At 65.1% G+C, this 22161-nt stretch carries 20 protein-coding genes; 13 read left to right on the top strand and 7 right to left on the bottom strand.

Features of this window, described 5'->3' with window-relative positions:
• Window positions 1–296: 296 nt before the first annotated feature.
• From H5T65_09850 to H5T65_09830, 5 genes are read left to right on the top strand one after another with little or no spacing between them, the layout of a single operon-like run.
• The gene (locus H5T65_09850; GenBank protein ID MBC7259539.1) at window positions 297–1097 is read left to right on the top strand and encodes an AAA family ATPase; all 801 of its coding nucleotides are present in this window, start codon (window positions 297–299) and stop codon (window positions 1095–1097) included.
• A 24-nt stretch (window positions 1098–1121) separates the two neighbouring features.
• Complete coding sequence (locus H5T65_09845) at window positions 1122–1775, top strand: HAD family phosphatase (GenBank protein MBC7259538.1); 654 nt, start codon at window positions 1122–1124, stop codon at window positions 1773–1775.
• Entirely contained in the window at window positions 1772–2896 is a 1125-nt protein-coding gene (locus H5T65_09840) for a geranylgeranyl reductase family protein (GenBank protein ID MBC7259537.1), read from the top strand. The genes H5T65_09845 and H5T65_09840 overlap by 4 nt, the downstream gene beginning before the upstream one ends.
• A 9-nt stretch (window positions 2897–2905) precedes the next feature.
• Entirely contained in the window at window positions 2906–3253 is a 348-nt protein-coding gene (locus H5T65_09835) for a cupin domain-containing protein (protein ID MBC7259536.1), read from the top strand.
• On the top strand, window positions 3250–3801 hold the full coding sequence (locus H5T65_09830; protein ID MBC7259535.1) for a DUF2478 domain-containing protein: 552 nt from the start codon (window positions 3250–3252) through the stop codon (window positions 3799–3801). The genes H5T65_09835 and H5T65_09830 overlap by 4 nt, the downstream gene beginning before the upstream one ends.
• A gap of 187 nt (window positions 3802–3988) precedes the next feature.
• Here H5T65_09830 and hydA read toward each other — a convergent pair whose 3' ends face one another.
• From hydA to H5T65_09815, 3 genes are all read right to left on the bottom strand, one after another.
• Window positions 3989–5365: a dihydropyrimidinase gene (hydA, locus tag H5T65_09825; protein MBC7259534.1), complete on the bottom strand. Its 1377-nt coding sequence runs from the start codon at window positions 5363–5365 to the stop codon at window positions 3989–3991.
• Window positions 5366–5560: 195 nt separating this feature from the next.
• Window positions 5561–6301, bottom strand: coding sequence for a DUF3800 domain-containing protein (locus H5T65_09820; protein MBC7259533.1), 741 nt, complete (start codon window positions 6299–6301; stop codon window positions 5561–5563).
• A gap of 84 nt (window positions 6302–6385) precedes the next feature.
• A complete protein-coding gene (locus H5T65_09815) occupies window positions 6386–7066 on the bottom strand; it encodes a response regulator transcription factor (GenBank protein ID MBC7259532.1) in 681 nt (226 codons plus the stop codon).
• A 140-nt stretch (window positions 7067–7206) separates the two neighbouring features.
• On the opposite strand from H5T65_09815, the gene H5T65_09810 reads away from it, so the two are divergent.
• From H5T65_09810 to H5T65_09780, 7 genes are all read left to right on the top strand, one after another.
• The gene (locus H5T65_09810; GenBank protein MBC7259531.1) at window positions 7207–8607 is read left to right on the top strand and encodes a HAMP domain-containing protein; all 1401 of its coding nucleotides are present in this window, start codon (window positions 7207–7209) and stop codon (window positions 8605–8607) included.
• 210 nt (window positions 8608–8817) lie between these two features.
• A complete protein-coding gene (locus H5T65_09805) occupies window positions 8818–10017 on the top strand; it encodes an ROK family transcriptional regulator (GenBank protein ID MBC7259530.1) in 1200 nt (399 codons plus the stop codon).
• Window positions 10018–10168: 151 nt separating this feature from the next.
• The gene (locus H5T65_09800; GenBank protein MBC7259529.1) at window positions 10169–11470 is read left to right on the top strand and encodes an extracellular solute-binding protein; all 1302 of its coding nucleotides are present in this window, start codon (window positions 10169–10171) and stop codon (window positions 11468–11470) included.
• A 70-nt stretch (window positions 11471–11540) separates the two neighbouring features.
• Window positions 11541–12758 (top strand): sugar ABC transporter permease, encoded by a 1218-nt coding sequence (locus H5T65_09795; protein MBC7259528.1) that lies wholly within the window; start codon window positions 11541–11543, stop codon window positions 12756–12758.
• Window positions 12755–13600, top strand: a complete 846-nt coding sequence (locus tag H5T65_09790) for an ABC transporter permease subunit (protein MBC7259527.1) — start codon at window positions 12755–12757, stop codon at window positions 13598–13600. Before H5T65_09795 ends, H5T65_09790 begins: the two co-directional genes overlap by 4 nt.
• 238 nt (window positions 13601–13838) lie before the next feature.
• A complete protein-coding gene (locus tag H5T65_09785; protein MBC7259526.1) occupies window positions 13839–15119 on the top strand; it encodes an extracellular solute-binding protein in 1281 nt (426 codons plus the stop codon).
• A 108-nt stretch (window positions 15120–15227) separates the two neighbouring features.
• On the top strand, window positions 15228–17054 hold the full coding sequence (locus tag H5T65_09780; protein ID MBC7259525.1) for a glycoside hydrolase family 13 protein: 1827 nt from the start codon (window positions 15228–15230) through the stop codon (window positions 17052–17054).
• Between the two features lie 6 nt (window positions 17055–17060).
• On the opposite strand, the gene H5T65_09775 is transcribed toward H5T65_09780, so the two are convergent.
• Together H5T65_09775 and H5T65_09770 are read right to left on the bottom strand one after the other, a co-directional pair.
• On the bottom strand, window positions 17061–17498 hold the full coding sequence (locus H5T65_09775; protein MBC7259524.1) for a hypothetical protein: 438 nt from the start codon (window positions 17496–17498) through the stop codon (window positions 17061–17063).
• The gene (locus H5T65_09770; protein ID MBC7259523.1) at window positions 17452–17658 is read right to left on the bottom strand and encodes a hypothetical protein; all 207 of its coding nucleotides are present in this window, start codon (window positions 17656–17658) and stop codon (window positions 17452–17454) included. Before H5T65_09770 ends, H5T65_09775 begins: the two co-directional genes overlap by 47 nt.
• Before the next feature lie 269 nt (window positions 17659–17927).
• Here H5T65_09770 and H5T65_09765 point away from each other — a divergent pair, with 269 nt between their 5' ends.
• Window positions 17928–21071 (top strand): glycoside hydrolase, encoded by a 3144-nt coding sequence (locus H5T65_09765; protein ID MBC7259522.1) that lies wholly within the window; start codon window positions 17928–17930, stop codon window positions 21069–21071.
• A gap of 83 nt (window positions 21072–21154) precedes the next feature.
• On the opposite strand, the gene H5T65_09760 is transcribed toward H5T65_09765, so the two are convergent.
• Both H5T65_09760 and H5T65_09755 read right to left on the bottom strand, forming a co-directional pair.
• Window positions 21155–21379, bottom strand: coding sequence for a type II toxin-antitoxin system HicA family toxin (locus tag H5T65_09760; GenBank protein MBC7259521.1), 225 nt, complete (start codon window positions 21377–21379; stop codon window positions 21155–21157).
• Complete coding sequence (locus tag H5T65_09755; protein MBC7259520.1) at window positions 21376–21591, bottom strand: type II toxin-antitoxin system HicB family antitoxin; 216 nt, start codon at window positions 21589–21591, stop codon at window positions 21376–21378. The genes H5T65_09760 and H5T65_09755 overlap by 4 nt, the downstream gene beginning before the upstream one ends.
• Between the last annotated feature and the right edge of the window lie 570 nt (window positions 21592–22161).

The raw sequence follows: 22161 nt of genomic DNA, 5'->3' as shown, positions 1-22161 counted from the left end.
TTCAGTTCGGCCCGTCAGAACAGGGGGCCGCTAGACGTAGGGCAAATTGCCAATTTGCCCTACGATGGCCGCCGAGAGAGCAGCGCCAACCGAATGTGCGACCTCCCCATGGGCCTCCTGGCGCTATGTTACCACATCGTGCGTTCTAGCGAGCGTGAGTAATTTCCACCGAAATGTATACCCAACCATGTGATGTACATCATTGACACCGCCTGTGCAACCGAGTAGAATAGTTCCCGTACAGGCGGCCATCGGGATTGCGCCGAGAGACCGCACGAATCCATAGGGGAGGAATCATGACCATCACAGTCGCGGTCGCGGGCAAGGGCGGTACCGGCAAGACTACCCTCACCGCCCTGCTGATTCAACAGGCGATAGACGAGAAGTGGGGTTCTATCCTAGCCATTGACGCCGACCCCAGTTCCAACCTGAACCAGACGCTGGGCCTGCCGCTGGACGGCACCGTGGGGGACATTCGCGAGGACGCACTGGATCAGGTCAAGGCCGGCTCCTTTCCGCCGGGCACCAGCAAGCAGGACTACCTGGACTATCAGGTCAACCAGTGCCTGGTGGAGGCCGACGGCGTGGACCTTCTGGCGATGGGCCGGCCCGAAGGTCCCGGCTGCTACTGCGCGGCCAACAACATGCTGCGCATCATCGTGGACCGCATCGCCGGCGGGTATGATTACGTCTTCATTGACAACGAGGCCGGCATGGAGCACCTAAGCCGTCGCACGACCCGCGACGTGGACCTGCTGCTTCTCGTTACCGACCCCAGCGTGCGGGGCCTGACTGCGGCCAAGCGCATGAAGGAACTGGTGCACGAGTTGGACACCAAGGTGCGCCACATGGCGCTTGTGTTGAACATGGCCCCCGACCCGCTTCCCGCCGAACTCCAGAAGGCCGTGGAGGAGACGGGCGTGCCGCTTGTCGGCGTGCTCCCGCGAGACCCTCTGGTGGCGGAATACGACGCGGTGGGCAAGCCGCTGGTGCAGTTGCCGCGGGATTCGGCCATTCGGAAGGCGGTGGCGAACATCGTGGCTGCCCTCGCCGATCTCCTGCAGGTGCGGGCGGCTGTCGGTCGGGGCGACCGGTGAGCCATACGCAATCGGGGGGCGCGCATGTTGCGTCTGGCCATCTTTGACCTGGACGGCACGCTCAAGGAAGCCCGCGACCCCTACGTGTATCTCCACTCTCGCCTGGGCACGCTGGCGGCCAGCGAGGCCTTCTTCGCCGACGGCTTCGCGGGCAGAATCTCGTATGCGGAGTGGCTGCGGCTGGACGCCGCGCTGTGGAAGGGCACGCCGCTTGCCACTCTTCAGGCGCTTTTCCGCGAGAATCCCTATCTTCCGGGCGCCGAGGAGACGGTGCGGGCACTGAAGCGGCAGGGGGTGCGCCTGGCGCTGGTGAGCACCGGCATCCAGATTCACGCCGAGATGGTGGCCCAGGAACTGGGGTTTGACCGCGTCTTCTGCAACTACGTGTACGCTACGGACGGCATCATCAACGGCGAGACCCGCGTCGGCGTCCCCGAAGGGGGCAAGGGCGCGATTGTGGATGCGCTGCTGGCCGAGTTGGGGGTCGCGCCGTCGGAGGCCCTCGCCGTCGGGGACACGCGCTCGGACGCCGACATGTTCCGGCGCGTCGGCGTGAGCGTCGCGGTGTGTCCCAATCACGAAGCAGCGCGCCAGGCGGCGTCGCTGGTGCTGGAGCAGCCCGACCTGACGCCGATTGTGCCCTGGCTCATTTCGCGCGGGCATCTTACGGGTCTATGACGCCACTGTGGGATGCGATAATCGTCGGCGCGGGGCCTGCAGGGGCCAGCGCGGCCTACTTCCTGGGCGTGATGGGCCTGCGCGCCCTCGTGCTGGAACGCGAATCGCTGCCCCGCGACAAGCCCTGCGGGGGAGCCGTGCCGCGTTCGGCGCTGGCGCGGTTCCCGTTTGATTTTGGGCCTGTGATTGAGGATGCCGTTACCCTCGTCCGCTATGCGTGGCTGGGCGAGGAGGTGGCGGTTCCGTTGCCCGACGCGCCGGTGGTGATGGTGCGGCGGCGCGAGTTTGACGCCCACATCCTGGCCCACGCGCGGGCCGAGGTCCGGGCCCGCACGCCAGTGTCCGAAATCCGCGCCGAGGGCGACACGGTGCGCATCCGCACGGCAGACGGCGCGACCCACGCGGGGCGCTACCTGCTCCTGTGCGAGGGGAGCACGGGGACGCTGGCCGCCGGCCTGGGGCTGGGTTCGCGCCGCGCGGCCACGCCGACGCTCCAGGCCGAGGTGCCGATGAGCCAGGCAGGCAGCGACTGGCGCGGCACGGCCTTGTTCCAGTTCGGCGCGCTTCCGGGCGGGTACATCTGGGTGTTCCCCAGGCGCGAGTCGCTGTCGGTGGGCATCGTGGACTTCCGGCGGGGGCGACGGCCCTTGCGCAGGGTGCTGGAGGCGGAGTTGGCGCGCCTGGGCATCCGCACGGACGGCGTCCGCTGGCGCGGGCATCCGCTGCCGGTTTTCGGGGGAAGAGGCCCGCTTGGCCGAGGGCGCGTGCTCCTTCTGGGCGACGCGGCCAGCCTGGTGGATCCACTGCTGGGCGAGGGCATCCGCTACGCCATCCGCAGCGGGCAGTTGGCCGCCGACGTGGTGGGGCACAACCTGTCGGCCGCCGAATACACCCGTCGCGTCATGGGCGGCATGGGGCGTTCGCTGCAACGGGCGAGGGAAATCGCCGGCCTGTTCTACCGCGTGCCGAGGCTGGCCTACTCCATCGCCACGCAGGATGAGCGCGGAACCCGGTGGATGACCGACGTCCTCGCGGAGCAAAGCGACTATTGCAACATGAGCCACCGCTTGCCGCGGTTGGTGGCCGACTACTTCAGGCGCCGAATAGGCGGAAAGGGGTAACCGATGGGAATCAAGGCACAGCCGTACACGGCGACGCCGGCGGAACCGGTGCATGAGGTTCCCGGCGTTACCGTGCGTTGGGTCATCGGCGAGGCGGATGGCGCACCGAATTTCGCCATGCGCATCTTTGAGGTGCCGCCGGGCAAGGCGTCGCCCTTCCACGCCCATTGGTTTGAGCACGAGGTGTTCATCCTGGCGGGCAAGGGGCACGTGAAGAGCGAGAAGGGCGACCTGCCTTTTGAGCAAGGCTATGTCGTCTTCGTGCCGGGCGGGGAAACCCATCAGTTCGTGAACGACGGGGAGGATGTCCTGCGGTTCATCTGCGTCATCCCGCACCCGCGCCAAGAGGCAAAATGACGACGGTACTCCTGATGACCGGGCACATCGGGATCGGCAAGAGCACCGTGGCCGCCCGCGTAGTGGCGCTGGCGCAGGAGCGCGGCCTGCGATGCGATGGCCTGCTGTGCCAGGCCCGCCTGGATGAGAACGGCCACAAGGTGGGCATAGACGGGCTTCGGCTGGGCACGGGGGAGCGCCGCCCGCTCGCCGACAAAGACCTCTCGCAGCCTGGGGTGCGGTGCGGCATCTGGCGGTTTGAGCCCGGCGCCATGGAGTGGTCGCTGGCCACGGTGCTGGATGCGGTGCAGCAGCGGCCCGATGTCCTGGTCGTGGACGAGATCGGGCCGATGGAACTCCTGGAGAATCGGGGACTGGCCCCCGTCATTCCCGAATTGCGGGCGGGCAAAGTGCCGCTGGCCATCGTCGTGGTGCGGGTCGGGGTCCTTGCCGCGCTCATGGAGCGGCTGGCGGGATGCGACCTCAAGGTTTACGAGGTAACGCGGGCGACTCGCGACGCCCTGCCCGAGCAGATCGCGCGGGAGTGGTTTTGCGACTCGGCCCCGTAGGATGTGGGTCGCCATCCTTGGGGACGCCGTGCGACGCACCTCCGAGGTGCGTCGCACGTTCTCTTTCGCGTGGATTCGCGTCCCTTCGTGGTTGCGAGACTCTCGTTTTGAGGCGCGGAGCGCCGAAGAATCTCAGGCCCCTATTCGTGGCATCCGCGGCAGCCGGGGATACAGGCTCGGCCCCGTCTCACTCCCACGCGCCCGATAGCGTGCGCGTGATGAAGCGGCCCTGCCCCGCGCGGCCCACGAACTCGCCGTCGCGGACGATGACGCGCCCTCGCAGGAGCACGGTCTCCGGATAGCCGGTGAGTTCAAACCCCTCGTAGGGCGTGTAGTCCACGTTTTGGTGCAGGGTTCGGTGATCCAGGACGACGCGCCGGTTGGGGTTGAAGATGACCAGGTCGGCGTCGGCGCCCTCGGCGATGTTGCCCTTGCGGGGCGCCAGGCCGAAGAGGCGGGCCGGCTCGGTGCAGCACACCTGCACCCACCGCGCCAGCGACAGCCGCTCGGCGCGCACGCCGAAGGTGTACAGCAGCGCCAGGCGCGTCTCCACGCCGGGCGCGCCGCCGGGAATCTGGTTGAACGCGGCGCGGCCCTTGTCCTTCTGCCCGTGGTAGAAGAACGGGCAATGGTCTGTGGCCGCCACCTGAAGGTCGCCCGAAGCCAATGCATTCCACAGGCTTGTCGCGTCGGCTTCTTCGCGCAGCGGGGGCGACATGACGAACTCGGCGCCCTCAAAGCCGGGGCGGTCGTACTCGGCGCGGGTGAGCAGCAGGTACTGCGGGCACGTCTCGCCGAAGGCCGGCTGGCCCTTCTCCCGCGCCCTGCGCAGCGCGTCCAGCGCCTCGGCGCAGGAGACATGCACGATGTACATGGGCAGCCCCACCACGCGTGCCAGCGCCAGCGCCCTGGCCGTCGCCTCGCCCTCCATGAAGTCGGGGCGGGTCAGGGGGTGGTAGTGCGGGGTGGCCTTGCCCTCGCGCAGGAACTGCTCCGTGAGGTACTGGATGACGTCGTGGTTCTCGGCGTGCACGATGGGAAGGCCCCGATGTTTGCGCAGGGCGGCCAGGGCGCGGAGCATCGCCCCATCGCTCAGGCGCAAACCCTCGTAGGCCATGTACAACTTGAACGTCGTGCACCCCGCCTCCATGACGGGCGGAATCTCCGCGAGCCGCAGCGGGTCGTCGGAGTTCAGCGTCATGTGCAGCCCGTAGTCCACGGCCACGCGGCCATCGGCCTCGGCCCGCCGCTGGTGCAGGGCGTCCATGAGCGACTGGGCGCCCTTCGGTTCCACGAAGTCAAGGATGGTTGTCGTGCCGCCGCACGCCGCGGCCACGGTGCCGGTGTAGAAGTCGTCGCTGGACACCACATCACCGACGGGCATCTGCATGTGCACGTGCACGTCAATGGCGCCGGGGAGCACATACTTGCCCGTCGCGTCCAGCGTGTGCGGGGCCTTCAGCCCTTCGCCGATGGCGGCGATGCGCTCGCCTTCTATCCCCACGTCGGCCTTGAACGGCCCGTCGGGGGTGATGAGTGTGCCGTTTGTGATGACAAGGTCCATCGTGGTCTTCCTGCCTTTCGCGTCATTGGCGCTTTGCGCCCGATCGGCGACGCAACTCTTGGTCTTGTGCGCATGCCAGAATTATGAACACGACTATTGACAAAAACGCATTTCTACCGTATAATAATCGTAGAAAGGCGCCACTGGTTACCGAAACCCGTACCCAGTGTACGGTGAGTTGCCCTCAGGGCAAAGTTAGGAGCCAGGGCGCTTTTTCTGTTGTCTGGCACGGGAAGCGGCTGATGGCTGCCAGTGCCAGATGTTGAACTTGCGGCTGCTCTGTGGAGTTCCCTTACCCAACGAGACTCCGCCCAACCGCTGTTCAATGTGCCTGATCAGGTTCAACTTGGCAGGACTCTCGGTATGGCTATTCCACACATACCCCACGGCACCTAGAAGGATATCGGTCAGTTGGATCAGGTCGTCCTGTTTGGAGTCGCGAGCCTCAACAGCGCGTACCGGTGTTGCTTCCGGAATACCCTGCTGTTTGGCCCACCATCGGTTTGTGCAGATTTTGAGAACGTCCAGTCTGTACGCACGCCGGTTTCGCCGGGCATCGGTAAAAACCAGGTAATGATAGCCTGCGATCAATTTGCGACTGATCAGTTGGAAGTAGAACTTGTAGAACCCGAGTTCGGCGTCCCCACGCGAGAAGGTGTCGTAGTCCAGAAGGGCAACGTCAATAACAATGCAGTGAAACGCGGCCTCGCAGTGTTCCATGAATATGTTCACCATCTCTTGATACGCCGATAATTTGGCGCGGGAGACTTTTTTCCACTTGAATTCGGCTGTCAGGTGCGAGTCAGTCCGCAATCGGGCGATGTCTCCGCGCAAAGCAGGTTCGGCGGGGGCGGGAACCCATAGTCCGCCGATCAGCATATAGCGCTCCCCCTTCAGGCGACTCTCGTCGGCATAGACGTGGATGTATGGGATCACGCCCGCCCCCCCGCAATGGCGATGCCTCTCCTCCGCAGCCTCTGCGCTCTCGGCGACTCCGCGGTGCGAGGTTCCCGTCCCGCATCACGCCTCAAAGCGATAGCCGACCCCATACACGGTAACGATGTGGCGCGGCTGCGACGGCGTCTCTTCTATCTTCTGCCGCAGGTTCTTGATGTGCACGTCAATGGTGCGCTCGTATCCTTCGTACGCGTAGCCCTGCACCTTGTCCAGGAGTTGCATGCGGGTGAAGACGCGCCCAGGGTTCTGGGCCAGGACGGCGAGCAGGTCAAACTCGGTCGGCGTCAGGTCTATCCGCTTGCCGCGCACCTCCACCGTGCGGCTGGCCAGATCCAGTCGCACGTCGCCGGCCTCCACGACTTCGGGCGGGGCCTCGCCGCCCTCGGCGCGCCGCAGCACGGCCCGCACCCGTGCCACCAACTCGCGCGGGCTGAACGGCTTGGTTACGTAGTCATCGGCGCCCAGTTCCAGGCCGATGAGTTTGTCGGTCTCATCCACCCGCGCCGTGAGCATGATGATGGGCACGTCCGACTCCTTGCGCAGGATGCGGCACACGTCTATCCCGCTCATCTTGGGCAGCATCCAGTCCAGGACCACCAGGGCCGGCTTCTCGTGGCGGAAGACCGTCAGCGCCTCTTGCCCGTCCGCCGCCGTTACGACGGAGAAGCCCGCGTCTTCCAGGTAGGCGCGAACCACCTTTACGATTTCGCGTTCGTCATCCACAACCAGGATTTTCTTCGTCATCGGTCGCCTCTTGCAGAAACGTCGGCGCGACGCACCGCGCTTGCCGTAGTATAGCCGCGGCGTGGGGAGGCGGTCAAACGGCGAAGGCGCGGCACTTGCCCGGTGTCCCCGCGGCCGCTATACTTCGCGCGGAGGCGAATATGCGAACACTCTGGTTGAAAATCGTTGGCGTGATGGCCGTCGTTCTGATTCTGGCGCTGGGCGCGGTGGGCTATGCCTACAATCGGGCAGCGACCACCGGATTTGACGTGTACGTGAGCCGGGGAGGGCAGCGTTGGGCCGAGGCCCTGGCCCCGCAGTTGGAGGATTACTACGCCCGCACGGGGTCATGGGACGGAGTCGCGGCGTTCCTGGAGTCCTCTGCAACGCCAGGGATGGGCCGCGGGCGCGGCGCGACGGCCGGCCAGGGCGGGGCCTACGGCGCGCCTGCGGGCCAGCACGTGATCCTGGCGGACGAGCAGGGCCGCGTCGTGGCCGATTCCCTGGGGCAACTGGTCGGGCAGTCGCTCGGAGCCGATGAACTGGGGCAGGGCGTGGCGCTGGCCGTGGGCAGTCGGCAGGTGGGCACGCTGGTCGTATCCGCGCCCATGCTGCACGAAGGCCCCGAAGCGGAGTTCCTCGCCCAGGTGCGCAATGGCATCATCGTGGGCGGGGTGGTGGCGGGCCTGCTGGCGCTGGCCCTGGGCAGTCTGCTGGCGTTTCAAATCACGTCCCCGCTGCGCGCCCTGACCCAGGCCGCGCGGCGCGTGGCGGGCGGGGACCTGGCGCAGCGCATCCCCGTGCGCTCGCGCGACGAGGTGGGCGAACTCACCCAGGCATTCAACGACATGGCCTCGGCGCTGGAGCGGAACGAGACGCTGCGCCGCAACATGATGGCCGACATCGCCCACGAGTTGCGCACGCCCCTTGCGGCCATGCGCGGCAACCTGGAGGGAATCCTGGACGGCGTCTTCCCTGCCACGGGCGAGTCGGTCGCTCCCATCTATGAGCAGACGCTGCTTCTGTCGCGGTTGGTGGACGACCTGCGGGAACTAGCGCTGGCGGAGGCCGGGCAGATGCGGCTGGAGCGGCGGCCGCTGGATGTGGGCGAGTTGCTGCAAGGCGTGGCGGCCATGGTGCGGCCGCAGGCAGAGAGCCAGGGCGTCGGCGTGGAGGTGCAGGTGGCCGCGCCGCTCCCCGCCGCCGACGCCGACCCAACGCGCATTCGGCAGGTGCTGCTGAACCTGGTGGGGAACGCGCTGCGGCACACGCCTGCGGGCGGGGTGATCACGCTGAGCGCGGAGGCGTCGGAGGAGGGCATCACCGTGTCGGTGAGCGACACGGGATCGGGGATAGACCCTGCGGATCTGCCCCATATCTTTGACCGATTCTATCGCGGCGACTCATCCAGGGCGCGGGATACGGGCGGGCACGGCCTGGGGCTGGCGATTGTCAAGCGCTGGGTGGAGATTCACGGCGGGCGCGTGTGGGCCGAGAACCTGCCGTCGGGGGGCGCGCGGTTTTCCTTCACGTTGCCTGTGCGCCCCGGCGAGACTTTGTAAGTTCTATATCAAAAGTTACCCCTTTCTGCGGCGTATCAGCGGCCACATGGGGCTTCCCGACGGAAATCCTAAAAATCTTCGTTTTGCATCTTGACAAACAAAGAGTTCCACAGTATAATAAGTCTTGACACTTGTATTCTTCGCTTGAATCCTTTGGGCGGGTGCAGCATGGATTCTGCCTGGTGCGGTGGGGCTGTTGATTTCGGCCGCATGCGCGAGATGAACCGCTCGCTGATCCTGAACGTCATCCGACAGGAAGGATCGGTGTCCCGCGCTGCCATCGCGCGCCGCACGCGCTTGAGCCGCTCCACCGTCTCAAGCATCGTTTCGGAACTTCTGGAGGCCAACCTGGTTCACGAGGTTGGCCGGGGGCGGTCTAGTGGCGGCCGCCGTCCCATCCTCATCAACCTGAACTACAATGCAGGCTACGTGGTCGGGGTGGACCTCGGCGCGACCCACATCATCGTCCTCGTGGCGAACCTGAACGGCGACGTCATCGCGCGGAGGGAGGCCGATTTCTCCGTGGCCGTCGGCCCCGACGCGGGTCTGAATCAGATCGCCGACGCCGTGCGCCAGTGCCTTGCCGACGCGGGGATCCCGCTGGAGCGGGTTCTGGGCGTGGGCATGGGCGTGCCAGGCCCTGTGGAGTATGCCGAGGGGCGCGTGGTGGCCCCGCCCATCATGCCCGGCTGGCACGGCGTGGCCCTGCGCGACCGCCTTTCGCGCGAACTCGGCGTCCCGGTGTACGTGGACAACGACGCGAACCTGGGCGCTTTGAGCGAGCACTGCCATGGCGCGGGCCGGGGATACACCAACCTGGCCTACATCAAGGTGGGCACGGGCATCGGGTGCGGCCTCATCCTTGGGGGCCAACTGTATCGGGGCGAGTCCGGCAGCGCCGGCGAGATCGGCCACGTTACCATTGACGAGAACGGCCCGCCGTGCAAGTGCGGCAGTTACGGATGCCTGGAGAGTATGGCGGGCGGGCCGGCCATCGCGCTGCGCGCCCAGCAGGCCATCCGCGCCGGTCAGGCCACGTCCCTGGCCGCCATCCAGCCGCTGGAATCCATCACGGCCCGCGATGTGGCCCTGGCAGCCCAGAAAGGCGACAAACTGGCCCAGCAACTCTTCGCCGAGGCCGGCCGGCATATCGGCGTGGCCCTGGCGAGCCTGGCCAACCTGCTCAATCCGGGCCTCATCATCATCGGTGGGGGCGTGGCCCAGGCAGGGCGGCTGTTGCTGGATCCGATACGCAAAACCCTGGAGCAGCGCGCATTGCAACCGGTGGCTCAATCCACGCGCGTTGTTCAGTCTGTGGTGGGGCGTGATGCCTCGGCGCTTGGGGCGGTTGACCTGGCTTTGCAGGAAGTTTTCCAGTCTCCGGCGCTCATCACTTGCGCGGCGGCCTGAGAACCGCTATCATTGCGACACGACACTCGGCCACCCGAAAAGCCCATGGAAAGGGGGGATGTGGAGAGCGAGACGATTGTACCACACCGATGCTACCATGAGACTCTGAGGGCAAACCCATTCAGACCACAGAAAGAAAAGGAGTGAGAACATGAAGAAGAACCTGTACCTCGTTCTGGGGCTGCTCGTCATCGTGAGCATGCTCGCCGTCGCTTGCGGCGCGAAGCCGACGCCGACCGCGCCGCCGCCGTATCAGGCCAAGCCTACGCCGGCGCCGGAACCGACGACCCCACCCGAACCGACCGAGGCGCCCAAGCCGGTCAAGATCACCATCTGGCACCAGTGGGCCGGCGACTATTTGACTGCCATTGAGCAGGCCTTCCGGGACTACGAGGCCGCGCATCCGGGCGTTACCATTGACCTCACCAAGCCCGATGATGTAACGGCCGCCCTGAAGGTCGCCATTCCCGCCGGCGAGGGCCCGGACATCATCGCCTGGGCCAACGACCAGATCGGTGCCAACGCCCTGATCGGCAACATCGTCCCCCTGGACGACTTCGGGATTGACATGAACTTCCTGGAGAGCACCTACGAGCCGGCTGCGGTCAAGGGCGTCGTGTACCAGGGCAAGATCTGGGCGCTCCCCGAGTCCCAGGAGGGTATCGCCTTCGTGTACAACAAGGCGCTCGTTACCGACGAGTTCCTGCCGAAGGATCCCCTCAACTTTGACGAACTCCTGGCCAAGGCCAAGGCCTTCGCCGAGAAAAACCCCGGCAAGTACCTGGTCTGCAACCAGGGCCTGGGCAACCCCGATGCCTATCACGTGGCTCCCATCTACTTCGGCTTCGGCCTGCCGGGCTACGTGGATGACATGGGCAACGTCTACATGGGCTCGCCCGAGAGCGTCAAGGCCGCCCAGTGGATGGTGGAGTTCAGCAAGTACGCTCCCAAGGAGACCAGCCACGACATCTGCAAGGGCCTGCTGACCGAAGGCAAGGTGGGCGCGTGGTGGACCGGCCCGTGGGCCATCGCCGACATTGAGAAGGCCGGCATTGACTACGGGATCGCCCCCATGGGTCGCCCGTTCGTCGGCATCAAGACGGTCATGCTCTGCAAGAACGCCGTGGATCGCGGCAACCAGGAAGTCGCTCTGGACATCATGAAGTACTACACCAGCGCCGAAGTCCAGAAGAAGATCACCCTGGCCAACAAGACGATCCCCGCCAACACGGCCGCGTTGAAGGACCCCGAGGTTCAGAAACTGTACACCCTGGCCGGGTTCGGCGCGTCCCTGAACTTGGGCGTTCCGATGGGCAACTCGCCGTTCGCCAACGCGCAGTGGGGCCCTGTTGGCGACGCCACCACCGCCCTGTGGACCGGCGCTCAAACCCCCGAAGAAGCGATGGCAGCGGCCAAGGAAGCCATTGAGAAGGCCGTCGCCGAGATGAAGTAAAATCGCTCATGAAGAGGGGAGGCCCCGCGCCTCCCCTCTTCCCTTGTTTCTGAAGACAAGGGAGGTCGCCATGGTAGGCTGGTCTGGCCGCCGGAAGGCGCTAACAATTCTTCTCTTCATCGCGCCCACCCTTATCGGAATCCTGATCTTCAGCGTTTACCCCATCCTGTACAACACGTTCATCTCGTTCACGAACCGCGGGATGTACCGCCCAAACCCCGACTGCACCCAGACGCTCACCTCCATCTTTGAACCCTCGTGCTGGCCCATGTTCCGCGCGCGCGCACCGAAAGGTATTGGGCAACCCTACACCGTGCAGACTCCATTCTACGGCAACTACGCGGCTTTGGTGGGCAAGTTGTTCACCAAGGAGTCCATGGTGGCCTTATTGTTCATTCTCATCGCTCTTCTGCCGTTGTGGGGGGCGCGCCGCCTGAATCAACATTACGACCGACAATTGACCCGCCCCGTCTCGTCCTTTGTGGTGTGGCTCGGCGGTATCATCGGAGTGATTTTGCTCGCGTGGGTGCTGAAATTGCCACAGCAGTTTTCAGTCCTCATGAAGGCCGGCGACTTCTTCGTGGTAACGATGCGAACCATCCTCTACGTGGCCATCTGCATCCCGCTGTTCTTCATCGTGGGGCTGACGCTGGCCCTTATCCTGAACTCTAGCGACCTGCGCGGCCGGACGGCGTTCCGGGTCATCATGGTCGTGCCCTGGGCCGCATCCACCGTGGCCATCATGATGTCGCTGGTGTGGCAGTTCTTCTTCCGCGAGCAGGGCACCATCAACCAGTTGCTGAAACTGGTGGGCATCCAAGGCCCGGCGTGGCTGAACAACTCCACCCTGGCCTTCGCGGTCATCGTGCTCGCCAATGTGTGGTACACGTACCCGTTCTTCATGACGGTGATCCTCGGCGCGTTGCAGTCCATTCCGCCCGAGCAGTACGAAGCCGCCGAGGTGGACGGGGCCAACTGGTGGGACAAACTCACGAAGATCACCCTGCCGCTGCTGCGGCCCGCCGTGCTGCCCGCCACGGTGCTCAGTTCCATCACCACGTTCCAGATGTTCGGCACGGTCTGGGCGATCACCCAGGGGCGGCCCAGCATGGGCGCGGGCGTACCGGGCGCGACGGAACTGGTCATGGTGTACGCCTACAAGCAGATATTCCAGACGAACGCCTACGGCCGCATGGGCGCTTACGCGGTCATCATGTTCGTGTTCCTGTTCATCGCGACCCTGTATAGCCTGCGGGTTACGCGGATCACGAAAGGAGCCTACGAATGAGACGATCAACGCCTGGCGTCAAGATTCTGCAATACGTGATCCTCGTCATCGCGACCATCTTCGCCCTGTATCCGGTGTGGTTTGCCATCCTGGCTTCCGGGCGGGCGGGCGGCCGCCTGTACACGTTCAACCTGCTCGGAATGTTCATCCCCGTGGAGTGGACGTGGGAGAACTACCGTGTGATGCTCCTGGGGGGCCAGCCGTTTCTCCAGTGGATGCGCAACAGCCTGTTCGTGGCGGGGGTAACCACGGTGGCCTGCATCGTCGTCGCCACCTCGGCGGCCTTCGCCTTCTCGCGGTTCCGCTTCAAGGGGCGCGAGGCCGGCCTCATCTTCCTGCTGGCCATCCAGGCGTTTCCGGGCGTCTTGGCGCTCGTCCCGCAGGCGCAACTGCTCACCGCCATCGGTCTCTACAAGAACCCCTGGGGCCTGATCATCGCCTACACGTCGTTCACGCTGGTCTTCTGCACCTGGAACCTCAAGGGGTACTTTGACACCATCCCGATTGACCTGGAAGAGGCGGGGATGATTGACGGTTGCGGCCCGGTCCAGTCCTTCCTGCTCATCGGGCTTCCGCTGGCGCGGCCCGCGCTGGCCGTTACGGGGCTGTTCGCCTTCATGACCGGCTGGGGCGAGTACGCCCTGGCCTCGGTCATCATCCCCGCGCCCGACTCGGCCAAGACCCTTATGGTCGGCATGTACAAGATTGCCAACGAGATCAACATCCCGTGGGGCTACTTCGCAGCGGGCGCGGTCATGGTCATCATCCCCGTGTTGCTGGTCTTCCTGTACCTCCAGCGGTATCTGGAGTCGGGGCTGACCCTGGGCGGGGTGAAGGGCTAGGCCCTTGTCCAACCGCCCGCAGGCGCGAATCTGGCGCGCAGGAACGGATGATGTATAATGCCCTCACCGAAGCGCAGCCCGCCAGGCGCGAAATGGCAGGATTCGGCTCCTCTGGTGTTGGCGACCAAGGCGCGACGCACTTTCGAAAGTGCGTCGCACCTATGCCCATGGCGCGACCAACAGACTTTGGAGCCGAGACAATGGCGCGCTGACGGATATCGTGAAAGAGAGGGAGGGTATGGTGAGACGAGTTGGCTTGCTCACAGCATTGTTCGTTCTGATCGTTGCGCTCGCCGCCTGTGGGGCCGGCGGCCCGGCGGGTCAGTCTCCCCAGGGGCAGGCGCAACCCACCCCTACGCCCACGCCTGAGCCTCAACCCGTAACGCTGACCATCTGGCACGGGTGGCAGCCGGAGGCGCTTGCGGCCGTGGAGGGCCTCATGCGGGCCTACGAGGCGCAGCATCCCAACGTGCACATTGACCTGGTGCACGTGCCCGACATGACCAACCGCGTCATCTCGGCCATCCCAGGCGGCGAGAAGGTGGACATCCTGGCATTCGGCATGGATTGGGTGGGCCGCTTGGCCGACGCCGGCCTCATCGTGCCGGTGAGCGATCACGGCGTTACCCGCGACTTCATGCGCGATACGTACATCGGCCCCGCCGCCGACGCCATGCTCTACAAGGGCAAGGTGTGGGGCTTCCCCGAGGCGGTGGAGTGCGTGTCCTGGATTTACAACAAGGCGCTGGTCGGGGCGCAGGACATCCCGAAGACCACCGACGAGTTGCTGGCGAAGGCCAGGGACTGGAATGCGGCGCACCCGGGGCAATTCTTCTTCGTCTATCCGGCCCAGAACGACCCGTACTTCTCGGCGCCCTGGTGGTACGGCGCGGGCGCGTATTTCGTCAAGGAAGATGGGGCTGTGGGCCTGGAATCCGAGGCGGGCCTGCGGGCGGCGCAGTTCATCGCCCAACTGCCGCCGCTCATGCCGCAGCCGGTGGACTACGTCGCCGCGACGGCCCTGTTCAAGGAAGGCAGGGCCGCCATCATCCAGAACGGCCCGTGGTTCATTCCCGAGTTGCAGGCCGTTGGGATGGATTACGGGCTGGCGCTGATGCCCGAATTCGGCGCAACCGGACGCCGGGCTGCGCCCTTCGTCAGCGGCAAGGCGCTGATGATCACGCCCAACTGCGAGCGGCCGGACGTTGCGATTGACTTGCTCACGTACTTCACCGGCGCCGACGCTCAGATCGCGCTGGCCAAGGCGAACCGCGCCATTCCGACGAACCGGGCCGCCATCGCCAGCGCCGACGTGCAGGCCATGCCCGACATCGCCCACTTCGCCGCGCAGGCCGCGGTGGGCGTGCCGCTGCCCAGCACGCCGTACATGAGCGGGCTGTGGGAACCGGTAACCGCCGCCCTGGAGGCGCTGTGGGCCGGCCAGGACCCCGAGCAGGTGTTGCAGGAGGCGCAGGCCCAGGCGCTCAAGAATATCGCGGAATTGAAAAGCAGCCATTAGCCTTTAGCCGTTGGCCATTAGCCTGGTACGCGGAGCGAACCCATCCGCAGGCTGCAAGGGTATGCTAGGGGCCAAAGGCTAAAGGCCATGGGCTAGAGGCTTGACCGTATGGAAGACTTCATCTTCGGCAACCTGACGCTCACCGACGAGATCGTCGCAAAACTGACCCGGCAGTTGCGGGGCGTGTACCACGGCCACCGCATAGAGCCGACGCCAGCCGTGCCCGGCAAGCCGACTGCCCTGTACGCTACGACGGGGCCTGCGGTCGCCGCCGACGCCGCGTACCTGTACTACACCACCGACGGCTCGGAGCCGCAGGGCGTGGCCGGCCGGGCCTCCAACGGCCATGTGCTCCCTATGCAGCGGGTGGAGACCGAATGGGTGTCGCTCCTGTGGGATTACGTGGCCTGGTGGAAGGCGGAACTGCCGCCGCTCCCGACCGGTACGAAGGTGCGGTACAAGATTGAGGCCCGCGACTCCGCCCGGGGGACCAGCGCCTTCGCCGACAACGGCGCGCCGAACTCCCAGGCCGCGACGCGGTTCTCGTTCCCCGTGGCCGATGCCGAGCCGCCCGCATGGGCCAGGGAGGCCATCATCTACCATGTTTTCGTGGACCGCTTCAACCCGGGCGCGGGCCGCGCCTTCGCGAACCCGGGCGACCTGCGCGGCTTCTACGGCGGCACCCTGCGCGGTGTCGCCGAGAAACTGGACTACATCGCGGCGCTGGGCGCGACCGCCATCTGGCTTTCGCCCATCTTCGCCAGCCCGTCCCACCACGGCTACGACGCCACCGACCTGTACGCCGTTGAGCCGCGACTGGGCACGGCCGACGACCTGCGCGCGCTGGTGCAGGCCGCTCACGCGCGCGGCATCCGTATCATCCTGGACTTCGTCCCGAATCACGTGTCCAACACGCATCCGTATTTCGTCAGCGCCCAGACCGACCCCAACAGCCCGTACCGGAATTGGTTCACCTTCCGCCGCTGGCCCGACGAGTACGAGTCCTTCTTCGGCGTCAAGTCGCTGCCGCAGTGGAACAACGACTACCCGCCCGCCCGTCGGTACATGCTGGATGTGGCGCGCTATTGGATTCGGGAGTTCGGCGTGGATGGCTACCGGCTGGACTACGCCAATGGCCCGTCGCACGACTTCTGGACCGACTTCCGCCTGGAGGTCAAGGAGACGAACCCCGAGGCGTTCATCTTCGGCGAGATTGTGGAGAGCGCAGGGCTGCTGCGGACGTACCAGGGCCGCCTGGACGGCAGCCTGGACTTCCTGCTGACCCATAACCTGCGCCGCGCCTTCGCCTTCGGCAGCATGAGCCTGACGGACCTGGCGACCTTTGTGGCGCGACACCAGGTGTACTTTGACCCGCGCTTCGTCCGACCCAGTTTCCTGGACAATCACGACATGAACCGCTTCCTGTGGCTGGTGAAGGGCGACACGCGGAAACTGCGCCTGGCGGCCCTGTGCCAGTTCACGCTGGCCGGTCCGCCCATCGTGTACTACGGGACCGAGGTCGGCCTGTCGCAGCAGCGCGATTGCCGCACGCCCGACGGCCACGGCAGACCCCATGAGGCCCGCGCGCCCATGCTCTGGGGCGACGCGCAGGACGCTGACCTGCTGGCGTACTATCGGGCGCTGGGGCGGATGCGGCGGGAACATCCGGTGCTCTGGCGCGGCGCGCACCAGACGCTGGCTGTGGACAGCCCGCCGGGGACGTGGGCCTACGGCCGCGCCGACGGCGACGATCGGGTCGTCGTAATCCTCAACGCAGGCGACACGTCGGCGGAAGTTGCCGTGCCGGTCGCGGGCCTGGGGCTGGCGGATGGAACGCGCCTGCGGAACCTGCTGGGCGAGGAGGAGTACGCCGTCGCGGGGGGTCAGGTGAAGGTGGGCCTGGGGCCGGTGGAAGGGGTGGCGCTGGGCACTTGAAGCGACTTATCCCTGTTCCAGGAGGCGAACATCTTCTATGTCTATTGCGCGGCCGGATGCCCGCTTTGATGCAATCAAATCGGCCCGCGACACAACGAAGAACTGTTGTCCTTGGTAATCTACGACTTCGCGGTTTTGCCATGCATCCGCAAAACTGATTCCAGGCGTGGAGGTTTGCACGTCAATTCGGACCCGATCCCTGAAGACAGTGATCTCATGGGCAAGGATTTCTGAAGGAGTGGTCATCGCAGCCGTTCCCAGGCCCGCCTCCAGAAGGGCATCAAGCAGGCGTTGCGCATTGTCGGGGGTTGCTTCAATGAGAATGTCCAGGTCAAACGTCGCACGCGGAACGCCGTGGACGACGGCGGCAATACCGCCGATGACAACGTACTTCACATCATGTCTTTGAAAGGACGCGAACACGCCCTTCAATTGGTTGAGCATCTTTTTGCTCCATGATCTTGGGATTCGCGGCGAGGGCTAAATCGGTGAACCAACAAAGCAAATCCAGACGCTCCTGCACCGAGAGCGAGCGGAACCAGCGCGCTTTCGCTTCTGGAGTTTCATCCTGCCAAGTGTGGGAAATCCCTTTGCCCTTTTGCATGAGAATCACCACCTTCGCACGCACAGATGGATACGCGGGTTGATTGTATCGCACAGGTGGCGCGCTGTCAACGACGACACGAGGCGTCTTCGGCTCCGTCTTGCGTGGCACCGAGGTGCGACGCGCTTCCGAGAGTGCGTCGCACCTGTGCCCATGCCGCGACCAACAGAGTTTGGAACCGACGCACGAGGCGCGATGCCCCTCCGAAGCGCGTCGCGCCTGCGCCACCGAAAGACGAGAGAACCGAGCCATAAGAGGAGGAGTTAGAAATGAAGAGACGTTTGTCTATCCTATCCCTGCTGTTGATTCTCGCCATGCTCCTGGGCGCGTGCGGGCCGAAGGCCACACCCACGCCCACCACCGCGCCGACCCAGCCGCCGGCCACGGCCGTGCCGCCGACCGCGACGCCAGCGCCGGAGCCGCTCTACCTGGCCATCATCTGGCATCAGCACCAGCCGCTGTACTACAAGGACCAGGCCGCCAACATGTACATGAAGCCCTGGGTGCGCGTCCACGCCACCAAGGACTACGTGGACATGGCGGCCATGCTGGAGCAGTATCCCAACATCCACGTTACGTTCAACCTCACGCCCACGCTCATTCGGCAGTTGGACGACATCGCGGCGGGCGCGAAGGACAAATACTGGGTCATCGCCGAGAAGCCCGCGAACCAGTTGACCGTGGACGACAAGAAGTTCATGCTCCAGCGCTTCTTTGACATCAACCGCAAGATCATCGCCCGCTTCCCGCGCTACCAGCAGTTGCTGGACGATCGCGGCACCGACCTCAGCGACACGGGGCTGGATGCCACCATCGCCCGCTGGACCGAGGCCGAGTGGCGCGACTTGCAGGTGCTGTTCAACCTGGCATGGACCGATCCCGACTGGCTGGCGCAGGAGCCGCTGAAGTCGCTCAACGAGAAGGCGGCCAATTTCTCCGAGGACGACAAGAAGGTTCTGTTCGCCGAGCACCTGCGCCTGGTCAAGGAGGTCATCCCCATCCACAAGAAACTGCAAGAGGCCGGGCAGATTGAGATCACCATGACCCCCTACGCCCACCCGATCCTGCCGCTCCTGGTGGACACGAATTTGGCGCTCCAGGCCGCGCCTAAATTGCCGCTGCCGACTCGCTTCACGTGGGGCCAGGACGCCGTGGCCCAGTTGGCGAAGGGGATTGAACTGTACGAGGCGCACTTCGGGCGGCCGCCCGCCGGCATGTGGCCTGCGGAAGGCTCGGTCGCCCAGGAGATCGTGGGCATCGTGGCCAATGGCGGCATCCGGTGGATGGCCTCGGACGAGGGTGTGCTGGCCCGCTCGCTGGGCAAGCCCGGCTTCAACCGCAATTCCGCCGAGGTCGTTACCGACGCCGATGACCTGTACCGGCCGTACTACGTAACGTCGGGCGACAAGCCGCCGGTGCTCATGGTGTTCCGCGACGTGGTCATCTCGGACAAGGTGGGCTTCACCTACTCGGGGTCGTCGGGCAAGGCCGCCGCGCAGGACTTCATGAACCGCCTGCGCAACATTGCGTCACGCCTGAAAGAGGAGGGCAAGCCCGGCCCGCACCTGGTAACGGTCATCCTGGACGGCGAAAACGCATGGGAGTACTATCCCAACGACGGCAAGGAGTTCCTGCACACCCTGTACCAACTCCTGAGCGAGGCGAAGGACATCAAGACCGTTACGCCGTCGGAGTACATGAAGATGTACCCCGACCAGCGCAAGATTGAAAAACTGTGGGCGGGGTCGTGGATCAGCGCCGACTTCACCACGTGGATCGGCGAAGAGGAGGAGAACCTCGCCTGGGATTACCTGGGCAAGGTGCGCGCCGACCTGCAGAAGTACATCAGCGGCATCCGCCAGACGACGCCGGAGAAACTGGCGCGGGCGCTGGACTTCATGTACGCCGCCGAAGGTTCCGACTGGTTCTGGTGGTACGGCGCGGACCAGAGCAGCGGCGACGATGCGGGGTTTGACGAGATGTTCCGCCGCACGCTCATGGACGTGTACAACGCCGTGGACGCGACGCCGCCCGACTTCCTGTACGTGCCCATCATCGCCAAGCCGCCCCAGCCGCCCACGAAGGCGGTGGAAGGCCTGTTCACGCCGCTGGTGGACGGCAAGGCGGGCAAGGAGGAATGGGCCACCGCGGGCTACTACGCCGTCGTGGCCGGGGCCATGGCGCGCGCCAACGATGTCATCACCGACCTCTACTACGGGTTTGACGCCAAGAACATCTACATCCGCCTGGACGCGAAGGCCGATTGGGCCTCGCTGAGTCCGGACACGTATGTGGGCATCTACCTTTCGGCGCCGGGGGCCGCTGCGTTCAACAGTTTCTCGCGCTACGGCGCGAAGCAGGAGCCGCGCACGCTTCTGGGGTTCGGCGCGGCCTACGAACTGGCGGCGCACTTCAAGGACGGCCAACTGGCGGGCACCCTGGCCAGGGCGAAGGGCGACAACACGTGGGAGTCGCCCAAAGACCTGACGACCCTCGCCAGCCAGGGCGGCGTGCTGGAAATCGCCGTCCCATACGACCTGCTGGGCAAGTTTGACGCCGGCGATGTCATCAACTTCCGCGTGGTCGTGGCCCTCAACGGCGCCGACGCGCAGATTGTGCCGTCCGAGGGCGTGGCGAAGGTTGTCGTGCCCGACCTGGGGCTGGTAACGAATGTGCTGGAGGTGGAAGACCCCGTCGGCGACGACCACGGCCCCGGAACCTACACCTACGCCACCGACCCCGTGTTCGGGCCGGGCGCCTTTGACATCAAGAAGTTCATGGTGGGGTACGACGATAACAACGTTGTGTTCAAGTTTGAGATGAACGGGCCGGTGGAGAACGTCTGGGGCTCGCCCAACGGCCTGTCGGTGCAGACCTTTGACATCTACGTGGACAAGGACGGCAAGGCCGGCTCGGGCGCGAGGCTGCTGCTGCCGGGACGCAACGCCGCGGTCTCTGCCGACGAGGCGTGGGACTTCGTCATCTGGGCCGAGGGCTGGACGCCCGGCATCTACAAGGCGGGCGCGGACGGCAAGCCGGAGAAGATAGACGGGGCGCAGTTCCAGATTCTGGCCGACCCGGCCCAGCGCAAGGTTACCATCCGCGTTCCGAAAGACATCCTGGGCGATGACCCGCAGAACTGGGCGTTCCTGGCCGTGGTCTGCGGGCAGGAGGGGTACCCGGCCACGGGCGTATGGCGCATTCGCGACGTGAACCCGAAGGCCGAGCAGTGGCGCTTCGGCGGCGGCCCGCAGGACACCAACCACACGCGCATCATGGACGTGGTGTGGCCTGCCGACGCCAAGCCGACCCAGGAGGAGATGCTCAGCGCCTACACGCCGAGCACCGAGACGAACATGGACAAACTCGGCCCCGATGATTTCGCGCAGTTGAAGATGCTCAAGGCCAAGTAGGTACGAAAACATCAGACCCTTGAGGGCGCCAAGCCCTCAAGGGTCTGGTGGAAGCGCGCAGGAGCGGGCCGCGCCGCACCCTTCTACAGAAGTTCAGTCAACTGCTCTGGGGTCATCTCGCAGTCCCGCAGAATCTGGGACATCAGCCCTGGCCCGATCACCTCACCGCGATGGACAGGTACAACCGTGCTGCGCCCGTCGGGGTGCCGCAAGAAATGATGGCTTCCTTTCACACGGACTACTTGGAAGCCTGCCTTGAGCAGCGCGGCGATGAGCCTCTGCCCTGTGATTCGCGGGAGTCTCTTCATATCTCTACCAGCAGCCTCTGCACTCCCACGAATTCACGAGGCTCCATTTCCTGCCCCTCTACCTCCAGGCACAGTTCAATGGCTTCTCGGATCCGCTTCATCAGGGTGTCCAGAGACTTCGCCTGGGTGTGGCACCCCCGCAGTTCCGGAACCGAGGCCACATAGTAGCCTTCGGAGTCTCGCTCTATAATCACGTTGAACGCTCTTGCCATCCGCGCCTCCTGCTGGATCCCGTTACACTGCCCTGGCCTTATCATACAATCCCGCCAACCCCTTGTCAAGGCTGGGGTCTTGGCTTGTTTGCGCGTCGCTCTACGATTCGGTTCCGTCTTGTTTGGGCGACCAAAGTGCGAGGCACTTCGGAAGTGCGGCGCGCCTTGGATACCTGCCCCTCGCCTGCGGCGGCTATGGAAAGCCGCCCTACGTGTTTGGGCTACGCTATCCGTGCGTGGCTCGCATGTCCAACCTCACCTAACCCCTCCCACACCCTCCCCTTTCCTCTCCGCCAGCGGAGAGGAAAGGGGAGGGCCGGGGTGGGGATAGGTGAGGTCAAGCCCCGCGCATGAAGACCCTAAGGGTCTCCGAGATCCTTGGGGTCTATTCTCTTTTCCATTCGCGTGGATTCGTGTTATTCGTGGATGGCACCCTGTAACCGCGAATCACGCCAATCCGCACGAATGGGGAACAATAGGGCAGGTTCCCATACCTGCCCCCGGCCCGCGGCGTCTATGGAAAGCCGCCCTACGGATATCAAGGGTCTGGGGAAAGCGCGTCGTGCGAAA

It is taken from the genome of Chloroflexota bacterium (genome assembly GCA_014360805.1).
Classification (GTDB): domain Bacteria; phylum Chloroflexota; class Anaerolineae; order DTLA01; family DTLA01; genus DTLA01.
This window is presented reverse-complemented; position numbering and strand designations above follow the sequence as displayed.